The organism is Ruminococcus sp. AM26-12LB (assembly GCF_003480785.1).
GTDB classification, from domain to species: Bacteria; Bacillota; Clostridia; order Lachnospirales; family Lachnospiraceae; genus Blautia_A; species Blautia_A fusiformis.
This window is the reverse complement of sequence record NZ_QUJX01000001.1, coordinates 70,202-83,117: the sequence shown is the minus strand read 5'-3', so window position 1 is coordinate 83,117 and position 12,916 is coordinate 70,202. Positions and strand designations below refer to the sequence as shown.

General features: G+C 40.1%; 13 protein-coding genes. All 13 read right to left on the bottom strand.

The annotated features are described in order from the left end of the window. Positions 1-3 precede the first annotated feature (3 nt). Positions 4-1,341 (bottom strand): aminotransferase class III-fold pyridoxal phosphate-dependent enzyme, encoded by a 1,338-nt coding sequence (locus DW694_RS00395; protein WP_015525486.1) that lies wholly within the window; start codon positions 1,339-1,341, stop codon positions 4-6. A gap of 241 nt (positions 1,342-1,582) precedes the next feature. Beyond that, positions 1,583-2,776: a PucR family transcriptional regulator gene (locus DW694_RS00390; RefSeq protein ID WP_173745626.1), complete on the bottom strand. Its 1,194-nt coding sequence runs from the start codon at positions 2,774-2,776 to the stop codon at positions 1,583-1,585. Positions 2,777-2,820: 44 nt separating this feature from the next. Further along, entirely contained in the window at positions 2,821-3,531 is a 711-nt protein-coding gene (locus tag DW694_RS00385) for a sulfite exporter TauE/SafE family protein (RefSeq protein ID WP_021652660.1), read from the bottom strand. A 208-nt stretch (positions 3,532-3,739) separates the two neighbouring features. Continuing rightward, positions 3,740-4,513 (bottom strand): NifB/NifX family molybdenum-iron cluster-binding protein, encoded by a 774-nt coding sequence (locus tag DW694_RS00380; protein WP_118752368.1) that lies wholly within the window; start codon positions 4,511-4,513, stop codon positions 3,740-3,742. 242 nt (positions 4,514-4,755) lie between these two features. Then, positions 4,756-5,217, bottom strand: a complete 462-nt coding sequence (locus DW694_RS00375; protein WP_286186695.1) for a hypothetical protein — start codon at positions 5,215-5,217, stop codon at positions 4,756-4,758. Continuing rightward, the gene (locus tag DW694_RS16785) at positions 5,217-5,354 is read right to left on the bottom strand and encodes a hypothetical protein (protein ID WP_158526480.1); all 138 of its coding nucleotides are present in this window, start codon (positions 5,352-5,354) and stop codon (positions 5,217-5,219) included. The genes DW694_RS00375 and DW694_RS16785 overlap by 1 nt, the downstream gene beginning before the upstream one ends. Before the next feature lie 257 nt (positions 5,355-5,611). Next, the gene (locus DW694_RS00370) at positions 5,612-6,166 is read right to left on the bottom strand and encodes a TIR domain-containing protein (RefSeq protein WP_118752367.1); all 555 of its coding nucleotides are present in this window, start codon (positions 6,164-6,166) and stop codon (positions 5,612-5,614) included. A 13-nt stretch (positions 6,167-6,179) separates the two neighbouring features. Then, positions 6,180-7,070, bottom strand: coding sequence for a macro domain-containing protein (locus DW694_RS00365; RefSeq protein WP_118752366.1), 891 nt, complete (start codon positions 7,068-7,070; stop codon positions 6,180-6,182). Beyond that, complete coding sequence (locus tag DW694_RS00360; protein ID WP_118752365.1) at positions 7,067-7,879, bottom strand: hypothetical protein; 813 nt, start codon at positions 7,877-7,879, stop codon at positions 7,067-7,069. Before DW694_RS00360 ends, DW694_RS00365 begins: the two co-directional genes overlap by 4 nt. A 123-nt stretch (positions 7,880-8,002) precedes the next feature. Continuing rightward, entirely contained in the window at positions 8,003-8,404 is a 402-nt protein-coding gene (locus tag DW694_RS00355) for a KilA-N domain-containing protein (RefSeq protein WP_286186722.1), read from the bottom strand. Positions 8,405-8,581: 177 nt separating this feature from the next. Next, positions 8,582-9,004, bottom strand: a complete 423-nt coding sequence (locus DW694_RS00350; protein ID WP_118752364.1) for a hypothetical protein — start codon at positions 9,002-9,004, stop codon at positions 8,582-8,584. Further along, positions 8,946-11,840: an AAA family ATPase gene (locus DW694_RS00345; protein WP_118752363.1), complete on the bottom strand. Its 2,895-nt coding sequence runs from the start codon at positions 11,838-11,840 to the stop codon at positions 8,946-8,948. Before DW694_RS00345 ends, DW694_RS00350 begins: the two co-directional genes overlap by 59 nt. Then, on the bottom strand, positions 11,837-12,913 hold the full coding sequence (locus tag DW694_RS00340) for a DNA repair exonuclease (RefSeq protein WP_118752362.1): 1,077 nt from the start codon (positions 12,911-12,913) through the stop codon (positions 11,837-11,839). Before DW694_RS00340 ends, DW694_RS00345 begins: the two co-directional genes overlap by 4 nt. Between the last annotated feature and the right edge of the window lie 3 nt (positions 12,914-12,916).

The following is a 12,916-nucleotide window of genomic DNA, read 5'->3' as shown; positions in this document are numbered from 1 at the left end:
TTATCAGTCACAAAATTTTTCATCGACCATTGTAAGCACTTCATCAAGGATCGGGAGATACTCTTCCAGCTCCTCTTTCGTGATGATCAGTGGCGGACAGATTTCAATAAAGTTCTCACGTCCGAAGGTTGCAAAGCCACGTTTTTTTAATTCTGCAAATATCCACGGCATTACCGGTCCGGGTACGCCGTATTCCTGCATCGGTTCTCTGGTTTCTTTATTCTTGACTACTTCAAGTGCACCGAACAAACCGATACATCTTGCTTCACCAATACATTTATGCTTCTTTACCATCTCATCCATAAACGGAGCAACGATCTCGTGCATCTCGGCTACATGGCCCTCGATGTCGTGTTCTTTATAATATTTCATTGCTGCTACACCAGCCGCACATGCAAGTGTATGTCCACTGTAAGTAAGTCCGCACTGAAGAACATTTTCCTCAAAATACTCCGCAACCTTTTTACTTACAATACATCCGCCCAGCTGTACATAACCACAGGTAACACCTTTTGCAAATGTAATGATATCAGGTTTCATGTCGAAATTCATAAATGCAAACATTTTTCCTGTACGGTAAAATCCTGCCATAACCTCATCACAGATCAGAAGGATTCCATATTTGTCACAAAGTGCACGAACACCTTCCATATATCCGTCTGGAGGAAGAATGACACCGTTTGCACCTACTATAGACTCCATCAGGATCGCTGCCACATTTCCGGGGCCTTCATATCTGAGCTGCAGATCCAGCGCATCCAGATATTTTTTCGTTACCTCTGCATCATCAACTCCTTTTGTATATCCGTCACGATACATCTGAGGGTTCATAAAGTGTACGAACCCATTTGCACCACCGATCTCTGCTGCATATCTTCTCCAGTCACCGGAAGCATTGGATGCTCCAAGTGTAGCTCCATGATAGCTTCTGTAGCAGGAAAAGATCTTGGTTCTTCCGGTTACCATACGTGCCATTTTTATAGCATTCTCATTGGATTCTGCTCCACCATTTGTGAAGAAAACTCTCTTGTATGTATCTGCTCCTGCTGCTTCTACAAGCATTTTTGCCAGCATGCTCTTAGGCTCGGATGCATATGCCGGTGCCATGAAGCACATCTTATCAGCCTGTTCCTTGATCGCTTCAACGATCTCCGGAAGCTCATGTCCGAGGTTGGAACACACCAGAAGCGAAGCCATATCTGCATATTTTTTTCCATCATAATCGTAAAAATAAATTCCCTCAGCTCTTTCTACCGGTAAAGTATCTGCTCCTGATCTTGCCCATGACTGCATCACATAATCTTTGTGCATCTGTGCTACTTCTTTTCCTGTTAAACTCATAATAACTTCCTCCTCTTTATCTGTAATTCAGTTTTAAATATTGTTCATTTTTGCGGTAAACAAACTTATTATTTGTTGTAGAATAAGAAAAGCGCCCGGCCCACATTCATTTGTGAACCAGACGCCTTTGTCTTATCTGAGTCATATATTACTCTCGACACTGGCTGTCTGCAATAGACATCTATCCAATTATTTTTGTGCTGCAGCACAATCGTTATTATTCTGCTGCCGCATTTTCCTTTTACATTTCATTCATCTGATATAACAGGAAACCCAGCCTCAGCTGAAAACGCACATCAAAATCAGAAAGATTTTTTCCAAGTATCTCAGCGGCCTTTCCAATCTTATAATTAATTGTATTTCGATGTACGATCAATTCCTGTGACGCACTTTTGACACTGCAGTCGTTAGCCAGGTAGCACTGAAGTACTCTGACCAGATCTGAGTGGTTCATCTCATCATATTCATACAATGGAGCTACTGTATCTGCCAGATATTCTTTTATTGCTTCCTTATCTGTAAGTGTGAGCAGTACCCTGTAAATCCCAAGATCTTTGTAAAAAATAATCTTTCCGCCATCTGTGCTTTGCTCGCCCGGAACCTGACAGACACATAATAGATCAGACATTTTTTCCGCAAACTGATAGCTCTTATAAATCTGCCTGATCCCGGAAATCTGCTTACTTACACTTACAAAAATCTGTTCCTTCTGACATACCATCCTGCATAGTATCTGAAAAATCCTCTCTGTAGTTTTTCTGCATGCTTCATCAGAATAATCACACAAAACCAGAAGAATCTGCTTATCCTGGGCACAACACAAAATCCCATTATAATTACAGCGGATATGACTGCTCAGTTTAGATAAAATCTGCTCTAGCCTTGTTCCTGTTACACGATCATTGTCTTCCAGAACACACACATTCACAACCGTATATGCACTGTCTGTAAAATACCCTTTTCTCATCAGTGCCGAAACATACAATTCTTCCTGGGACGGACATAAAAAGGCATTGTTCAGTGCCGTCGCAACCTCAATTGCGTTCTGCTGCTCTTTTGTTATTGCAAAACATATGATCCGCATGATTTCAGCCATTCGAACCTTCCACGGTACTTCAAATACCGGGAATCCCTTTTCATTTGCAAAATCAATAACATCCTGTCCGATCTCACTGATATAAGGCCCTGTATTGATCACGATCCCACTGGCTTTGTTTCGCCATACTTCCTTTACCAGACGAAGAAGAGTCAGATTTTCATTCAGTCCCAACCCTGTTGTAAAGGTAAGTTCCTGTCCCTGCAGAAATGCAGAAATCGTGTCGCTGTCTACCATATGCGTCCATGACACTTCATGATCCAGTCCTGTCTCACCTGCTACCAGCTTCATCTCCAGATGCTGTACCTGTTTTATGATCTCACGCAATGTTACTGCCATATTTATACACCTTTCTCCACCGCAGCTTCCTGTGATCAACTGCATCAGACGATCAAAGATACTCCAGATATCAGAAGCAGTATATAAGTCAGATTCAGAAATACCTTCTGAGATACTTTACATACCAGCTTTTTACCTAACCATGTAGCTATAAGTAATGGCAGGATACTGATACAGATCAGTCGAATATCTGCCGTTCCAACCAGGCCGCTCCTGAACTGGGTAACCATCAGAAAAAAATTCAGCACCACCCATACAGGGGCCACTGTCGCACGAAATTCTTCTTTTTCTTTCAGTACCTGTGTTGCATAGATCACAAGTAACGCCCCTCCTGATACAAACATACCATGAATTATCCCTGCCAGGATCAGAACTATCCACAAAATGAGATCCGGAAGTTTTTTCTCTGTATGGATGCACAGATTCTTTAATGCAACTACGACGATTATGATTCCATATATTGTCAGAAGAATATTTTCAGATTTCACGATCCGGCAGATCTGTATCCCTGCAAACATTCCAACCAACATGACCGCAGACATCTTAAGCAATTCTTTCCAGTTTATATGTCGATATCCGGTCACTGCGATCATCAGTCCGGACAGCCAGGCCATAACATTCAGGACCACCTTTGCATGATCCAGTCCAAGCAAATAAACGGAGGGCGGCATCGCCAATACCGTACCGGCAAACCCTGTGATAGCTTGAATAACATTAGAAACAAACAATACAAGCAAAAATAACAATTCTTTCATAGAGCATTCTTCCTTTTCTGTATTATCTGTTTACCGCACACTCTTTATCACTGCTGATAAAATAAAAAGACGCTTTGCAATAGTGACTGCAAAACGTCTTTGTTTTTCTACACTCCCGATTTTAGCACGCTAAAAAGCAAAAGTCAACAGCTGTCTTTCTCCATTACCTTGACACATTCTTTTGTATTATTATTTTTTGCTATTTTTCTTAATGACAGCTATGGCTTCCACATCCATGGTCGCCACATGTATGTCCTTCCCCGTGGCTGTGCTCATGATGAGAACACTTCACATCCGGATTATAATCGAGTGTTTCATTGATAAACGCTTCTACTGCTTCATCCGCATCTCCGGAAACTCCTCCGAAAAGCTTAATGCCGGCTGCCGCTAACGCTGTCTGTGCGCCGCCTCCGATTCCGCCACAGATCAAAACATCTGCATTCAATGCTTTAAGAACTCCTGCCAATGCGCCATGTCCGCTTCCATTCGTATCTACTACTTCTGAATGTACTACTTTTCCTTCCTCTACATCGTAAATCTTAAATGTCTCTGTGTGTCCAAAGTGCTGAAAAATCTGTCCATTTTCATACGTTACTGCTATTCTCATGATACCTTCTCCTTTTTCCGCTGCATATTTTTGATGAAGCTCCTGCTTGTAACATCCTCCAAGCCCACAGTTACTGCTCTGACCATCACAGATTTTGAAATCTCCACCTTCAATTTTAAGCGGATATCCATCAATGAGTGCATCTGCTATTTTCTTCCTGGCAATCTCATAAATTCGTTGAACGGTTGTTCTTGCGACTTGCATAGATGCTGCGCACTGCTCCTGACTATAACCTTTCTTGTCCAAAAGACGGATGGTTTCATACTCATCTACCGTCAAAACAATAGGTGTTTTTTTCTCAGTATCATCTGCCGGAAAGAATTCTAAAACATTGGGGAAATGGCAAACTTTTCTGCATTTTACTGGTCTCGGCATAAACTGCTCCTTTCTTGCTTTTCTTATATAATAGCTCTATAAAAGGCATATGTCAATAATATTTTTGACATATGCCCATATAGCTCAACTAATAGTATTATATACAGCATAAACTTCTCCTCACGACACATATATTTCGATGTTTTCCGCAAATCAACTATTGATAATGGAATAGAAAAAACAGTCTGTCATGACAGAAATTAATCCCATCAAAACAGACTGTTCTTTTTCCTTTACAAATATTACATTAATGAGGTTCCTGCCTCATGCTCATAGAATCTCTTTATTATCACCTGCACCGGTTTCTCACATATTTCATAACTGTCGTCCTTCCATGCCTCGGACGCAGAAGGCAGCTTTGGTGCCCACTCCCATAAAGCAAAGCCACGAAGCCATGGTCGTTTCTTACAGGCCTCAAACATTGCACGATACCATTCACACTGTTCTTCCAGGCGAAGTTCTCCTTGCAATCCCCAGTTATTCGGAATCATCCCGGAACCTTCTCGCGACATACATCCCACTTCGGCAAAGAAAAATGGTTTCTTATATTTTAAGACTGTTTTTTCGATACGATCCAGTTCCTGCTCCCATTGATCAATCGGATAATATCCGCTGGAAGAGATCACATCGACACAGTCCCACCAGGATACATGATCTTCCTGATATTTGTCCGTGTTATAAGACACCAGTCCATGATATTCCATTATTTTTCGTCTTCTCTGCTCATCCAGCGTGCCCACGCTGCAAGGCCTGCAACATGCTTCACTTCCCCTGTTGCCACAAGCGTCTGGAATTCTTTTACTGAAACCTCATGAAGCTTCAATACTTCTGCCGGACCCAATGATTCTTCTCCAGATTTTCCACATCAGATCGCAAAAAGATGGATCTTCATATCCGGTCTCTTCTTTTTATAATTCGACTCCATTTGTCTCTATCACGTGTTTATACCGGAATGCTGAATCTTTCATTTTTCATGTTACTTTATTGTTATTGTGTTTCAAAACCGCATCATTTTGATACGGTTTTGTATCTTATTAATGTGGTTACAAAGCTGCTGTACCCAGAATAGCATATAAGCCGAAGCTCGTTTTCACGTTGCTAAACAATACCCCAGCTTTTATACGCTTCCTCTGAGTAACACCCCAAAGCGCCTCCCTTAGGATACTTTGAATTAACAACAGAAAACTGATTAATCGCGTCAAATATCGGTTCTTTTTTAAACGGTATATGTATACAATGTGCCCTTTCATTTTTTATTCGTTCCGCCAAAGATTTTGTCCACATGCTATTCAATTCTGAAGGTGCGCCAATCTTAGAATACCCTGGATATGCTATTATGATTGGCAACTCATAATAATCAACGGCCTTTTCAATTTCCCAATTAAGAATTCCTCTGTCATAATTTGTCTTATCCGATATAATCAGAAGAAAATTCTTACTCGCTGATAATCTAGTTTCTAATCTGTTAAAAAGCGTTGCTTTTGATGAGCTATCACGTACCTGATAAGTTTTTTCATGTGAATTAGTAAACCTAAAATCTATACTTCCAGATTTATTCCATGCCTTCAGCAAGTTAAAATAATGAATATCGCTTTCTGTAGGATCTGTCGATCCCTGCCCGTCAAAGGCAACATATGTACCTGTTCTGTTCACGTGTGATTCCTCCCTATAACATTTTCAGGTTCATCAAACCTAATTTTTCTTCTTTATCACTTACAACAATATGTATATCGCAATCTATTTCATCCTTAAAAAGCTCAATTGTTTTAACAATATAGACAACTAAGTCATTTACACTGCCTGCATCAGCCCCTCCCGTCCCAATTACAGGCATATATGTAGAAAACCCTTGAGAGCGTTCTGAAATATACTTTACTAAAGAAGCTATAGCTTTTATATAGTCTATCTTTTCGACATGGGCTCTTAATTCATTGTCAAAATATGTTAGCCCCAAGATAAAATACTGTTCATTGTTGAGACCATTTATTTCAGCAACCGATCCGACATCATATCGACGCAAGTTTCCACTTCGTTTTTCTTTTGGTTTGAGATCTATATACTTATATCCATGCAATGACAAATTGTTTTGTATCTCATTCGAGACTGTATCTGAATCCCTATTGCCTTGCTCATATATTCGTTTAAGTGCCATACCGTGAATTTTTTTTGACCCTATTAAATCATCATCCACAATCGTGTCGAAACATCGATTCCCAGCAAAAGCAATGTTCTTCTCTTCATTTGGATCTCCGCTATTAAATAAATCCCCATATTCCACAAACAACGAATGATTTGAGTGAAGATCAAAAATTTTCACTTGTTTTCTTTGCTTCGTATAAATCGTGACCCCTATTACTATAGCAAAATAGATTACCATCAAAATAAGCACGGCTACAATTATTCGCAGAACTACATTATCAATACAATTTAACATAATATCTGTAGGTGTAACTAATGTAACAAACCCCCAAACAGAAAATAGGGCTACTGCGATTTTGTTACTTTTAGAAAATATGTAACGCCAGTTATATCTCATTGTACGAAATAATATTTTCATCGTATCTCTCCTAGAACTACTTCTCTCATTGGCCTAAATGTATCTAAGATATCGTTTCGAGGTTCTGTTTTATCATAAAAACTTGTGTAATATTTTTCTTCTTTATGCTTTGTGTAGAAATTTCCGATTTCCCAAGCACACCATTGGCGAATGCTGTTATTATTACCTCGAATTCGTAACTCACTATTCGTCGTTCTCAGGAACAAAAACTGATTGCTATCTTTTAAAGCATATTCCAATTTCTTCTTGGTGGCGGAACTGTGATTATTTGCTCCATCCCACATCCAATTAACATATAAAAAGCCAGAGCGAAGCCAAAAATAGTAAAACAAAGCTTGAGTTAACCCCTTGTCGTAATATGCGTATGACAAAAAGGTTTGCTTTCTCGCGGTACGAATAATCTCATTGTCCGAAAGCCCAATAAAATTGGTTTCTATAACTTCTTCTTGATAATCTGCAATAGCCTTTAACAAGTATCTAAAGTATGTTTTAAATGAGTTGGAAGAAGACTGTTCTTTTTCCATTTTTTTACTCATTTGTTGCTGTATTTGATTTGTTATTCTCTGCACGAACAATAAATCTTGGACTTCGTTTGCATTACGATCAAAGATTCCTTGATATTCTTCCATTTGAGGCATTCTTTCCTCATTATTAATAATGTCTTCAAAGCCCCGTATGAGTCTTGCAGAATCATAATACATATTCTTAACTGATAAGTAATTCCTAAAGCGTACTATTCCATCATCACTTTCTATTGAATCTCCACTTTCCATAAAAAGATTATATCTTGTCAAATAACTTAATCCCATACTGTATCCCTCTCATCTTTATCATGTGATTACATGGCAAATAGCTATGCCGCTATTGCGTTATAGTTTATACTTTAAATAATCTTCCGGATTTCCATCCAGACACTCGTTAATCCTCAATAATCAGTACCTGTTCATCTTACCACATCTCTGAGATAATCGCTCCATCAACATTTCTAAACATGAATTCGTATGAGCATAAGTACCGCCATATCGTCCCGATTTTGATACGATGCCGATTGCATCCGTTGCTTTTATCCATTGTTGCGGTGTCAATGTAAAAGCATTATCTCCTGATTCCGCTTTAAACCTATCGAATTCGATAGGTTTAAAATTAGGATTGTGAATTTGTTCCCACAAGCCCAAAAATGAAATCGTAGAATGATTACGCATCCAGTTTGCTACCACGATAAAAGCATTGTCTGGATTTTTATATTTTGCAATATCAGTGAGTGAAATGTAAGCATCTTCATTAACAACATCGCCCATCACTCTGATTTCTGTTCCATTGGCATCTATTTTCATGTTTTTCAATCTTGAAGCTTCCCCTTTCTGTAATATTGACACTATTTTCACACTAAATAGCTATTTCGGTGTTATACCTATATCCTTTACAAATATCTTATCTACTTATGCTGTGATGAAAGCCACATTCTAATTGAATTTGAATGTGGCTTTGATAGAACTTACCATAAGTAAGTATTATTGTCGGCTTGAGTTGCAAACCAAATATATTACCTGATGATCTTGTGCAATCTTGTCCAACATTTCTCGTGCGCGTTTCGTGTGTTTATCGTCCAAATTTACAAACGGATCATCAAGAATCAAAAACGGTTTTTCCTCGCCAAACAGTGCATCCACAAGGGCTAATCTCATACATAGTACGATACAATCTATCATACCAGCACTGAAACTGCCTACCTCACGAGCCGCACCTTTCTCGTCAATATGTAAATGCAAGTTGTTATCGACCATCACCTTACCAATTCCTTTTTCCATAAGAGTATCAGAATAATACTTAAAACCACGTTCAACTTTACCTATATAACTATTGGCAAGATTATCCTTAGCTCGGTTCAATAAGAACATTGTCTGTTCGGTAAGAGCACATTTTTTTTTCTGCATTCTCCTCTTCAATCTTTAATCGTGCCATACGATCTTCCCATACAGGGATGTTCTCGACTAAACGACGAATGCTATCACGCTCCTGACGTAGATTGCGCAGTTTTTCATCAATATTATCAATTTGTTCTTGGATGTTTTTTTCAGATATCTGCAATTCTTCCATATTCGGAATACTCGCATCTGCATCAGCTGTATCGTTTTCAACATCAGGATTTTCTTCCATAAAAGTTATCAGTTTTCTCTGAGCTTCGGCAAGGGCTTTCTCGGTAGATTCTCTGCTATGTACATCCTCATCTGCATGGTCAAGCAGGTTCTCCGGGGTATCTCCCGAAAGTTGATATTTTGCCAAGAACTGTTCCACCAACGCATTGGCTTGCATTTTTCGGGACGAAGTGCTTTCAAAATCTTGCGTATAGCGAGCAAGGCGTTCGGTTGCTTCTCTATACCCATCAAACCGTTTCCGAAGATTTTGCAGACAGATATTATATGGCAAGGTCTGATCCAGCGCATTGTAAGAAAGCAAAATTCTGCGAATCTCCTCCGTCAATGCATTCGCACGCGCTTGATATTCTGCGTTGCCCTCCAACATCGCTTGTTTCTTAGCTGTAAGTTCTCGATAATCCCTAACCTCACTACTCAGTTCACGAATCCCTTGCCGCAAGTCATCAGGCAGAATAACAGGATAATATGTATGTAGAACGGAAACAATTTGTTCACGACAACTATTTATCTTTTTATTCAACGCTTCACGCTTTTCCGTTACCGCTTTGCTCTCTGCCATTAAAGTCTGATATCGGCTACAGCTTTCACGCAACTCTTTTACAAAGTCATCCCGGTATTCGGTATGAGGAAAATATTGGTCAAACAGTGACCGAATATCCTGATTCTTCCCTTCAATCTCTGCATCAATTTCCTTCAACTCGCTCTCTACAGTCTTCTTCTTTTCATTTAACTCTGTGTAAGTTTTTACGTCAATAAGCAGTTGCACCAGTTTGTTGTCCGGCTCCGCTGCATTCTCGTAAAAGCGTAACAGAAAATCGTTCAAGGCATGCTGCAAATCGTAAAGCTCTTGATTTTCTGCATCAGAAATTGCACTTGCTTTAATGACCGAAGTCGTGCCTTGTTTTTGATTTTTAATTGCAGATTGAGTATGCAGCCAAAATGAAGCAAATAAAGCCCCAAAACCAATAACGAGAAGGATAGTGCCGGGAATCAAGAAATTCAGTACCAAGCCAACAATACCAACAATCAGAAATACTACCCCTGCACCACCGCAAAGCAAGGGCATTTTTAATGCTGGCGGAGTTTCACTTACACGCTCCTGCTGCACGATGGTTGTTTGCGTATTTTTCCTGGTAATAAGTTCTGCGATTCGGCGACTATCCTTTTGCTTATCTCGAATTTCATCTTCCGTAGGCACACACGATGCAAAGGTACGTTTCAGCGCCTCGTATTGTTGTTGTTCGCTTTCGGGAAAACCATGTACAGCACGGCTTTGTTTCAGTACATCACGATCATGCTGAGCCTGTTCGCAGGCATCCAAAACACTATCACTCGGCATCCCAGAACCGAATAACTCTTTAAGCCGGGCAAGACATTTCTGATTTTCAACAGGTATCGAAAAATCGGCTTGCCGATGCTGTGCATCGCTTAACTCATCTGCAATATCCATATATTTTTGCAGCTCTTCTTCCGTAGGGAGAGAAGATTTAAAGCGCTCAGACAATATTTTAAGCCGTTCCAATTCTTCCGGCAGCATCTGGGCCGTCACCTTTGCGGAAACTTCTCCCAGTTCCTTACAGTCTTGATCACAATGATCAATATCCGATACTACCTTATCATTATCTGCAAACCACTGCTGTTCTCTATCGACTATCTCCCTGTCTGCATTGTTAAACTTTAATGCCTGCAGGCGTTGCCTCTCCTGCTGAATCACACTCAGATTCTCGCGTTGCGTCTTGATTTCCTCTGGAGTCGGATACCCTGCAGGATAATTCTTATCCATCTCGTGCAAATATTGCTGATTCTTGCTGATATCTGTACGCAATTCCCCTAAATGTCTTTGAGTAACTTGCCGTGCTTTTTGATGCGATGCCCGTCGAATTTTCTCACGCAAGACGCTTACGTCCTCAGTTTTGGCTGTTTTCTCTCTATTCAATTGTTCGATTTCTTCTACAATATCCTGCAGTCGCGGTTTTTGCTGTTCAGCTTGATCTTTCTGGTTTTCAAGAGTAAGGTGTTTATCGCGTACTTCATTGATAATTCCCCCATTACCACGATATGCGCGGAATTTTGTTCGATAGTCGCGCAGTTTTTTCTCAGCGGTATCATAATTGCTAAGATCATTGGTATCCTCTACCAAATTACTCAGTTTTGTTCGAATTGACGTTGTTGCTTCTACGTCACTTGCAGATAACTGCGGAACATAGGTACTACGGGCAAAAGAATCCGCATCCAATCGGAACAGCTCTTCCCCAAGTTTTTCCGAATATACTTCACTTGGTCGCCGGCTGCTCAAATCTAACAAAGAAAAGGTATCTTTCGCAGCCGTCTTACCAAAATAACGAGTAACGCGGTAGCTGGTGTCCTGTATTTTAAACTCCAGATAGCCACCATACTTTCCACCCTGCCACGGATCATAGCGCTTGCGTTCATTTTCTACGATATTCCGTGCACCTGTACGAGGGAATCCATAGAACATAGCTTTGATAAAAGCAGCAAAGGTACTCTTACCAAAACCGTTACCTTGACAGATTATTGTCAACCCATCATCAAAGGCAAAATCAAAATCAGACAGTACGCCGAAGTTTTCAATATGACATCTGATCAATTTCATAGCGTAATCTCCTCTCCCATCAATGCCTGCATACCCGCGCGGATAATGGCTGCCTTATCCTCTTCGCTCGCATCACTGGATAATGTTAAACGAATAAATTCTCCCTTCAGTGAGATATCATTCTTGTAGTCCTCCGGGGTGATAGTCATACGGGTTTCATCCTTAACCTTAACAAAGAAAAAGTTGCTTTTTGCAAGATTCTGTAAATATGATAACGCAATATTGGCCATAGGGTCTATCCCACCTGAAAGAACAAACTCGACCATATCATCTGAAGAAATGTTCTGCGCAGCTCTTTTCATTTTTTGTCCAATCTCAGAATTTTTTGTCAGTCCTGTAATATCGACCAAAATTCGGTGCAGTTGCCGACGAGAAAAAGGCACAAATTCATGCTGGATCCGGTCTGAATCTACGGTAAGCAGTACAAAACCTTTCGGTCCACACTCATCAAAACCACGGCCTTCCAAGCAACCAGAATAGCAATAGATACCTTTACCATCCAATGTTTGCTCAGCATAAGTATGTATATGCCCCAATGCCAAATAGTCAATTCCTTTATTCTTAAGTTTAGAAATATTGACTTGGTCTACACCTGAAACTACTCCTGCCTGTCCATGCAGAGTAACGATATTGGCCACACCATTTTCATGTGGAACCTGCAAATAAAGGGACTGTGAGTTTGCTTCACAAATCTCAACTCCAGATATCGCCACGCTATCATATTTATAAGTTTTCCATTCCTTGCCAAATATTTTCAGGTTGTCTGGCATATCATGATCAGCAAACGCGTATGTAGCCCCATCGTGATTACCAGCAAGATATAGATAATCTACATTTGGTGTCCGTCGTATAGCATCCAAAATTTCATCTACAGTTCGAATCTTTATACGTTCACCGTCAAACATATCGCCCGCAATAATGACAGCTCGTACATCATTTTTAGCTGCATATTCAGTCAGTCTGAGAAACGTATGAATTATCTCAGTATTTCTTATCGATGCTTGTTCCTCTGTCATGTGAGTCTCCATAGGAGAGTCTAAATGCAGATCTGCACAATGGATAATCTTTGTCAATGA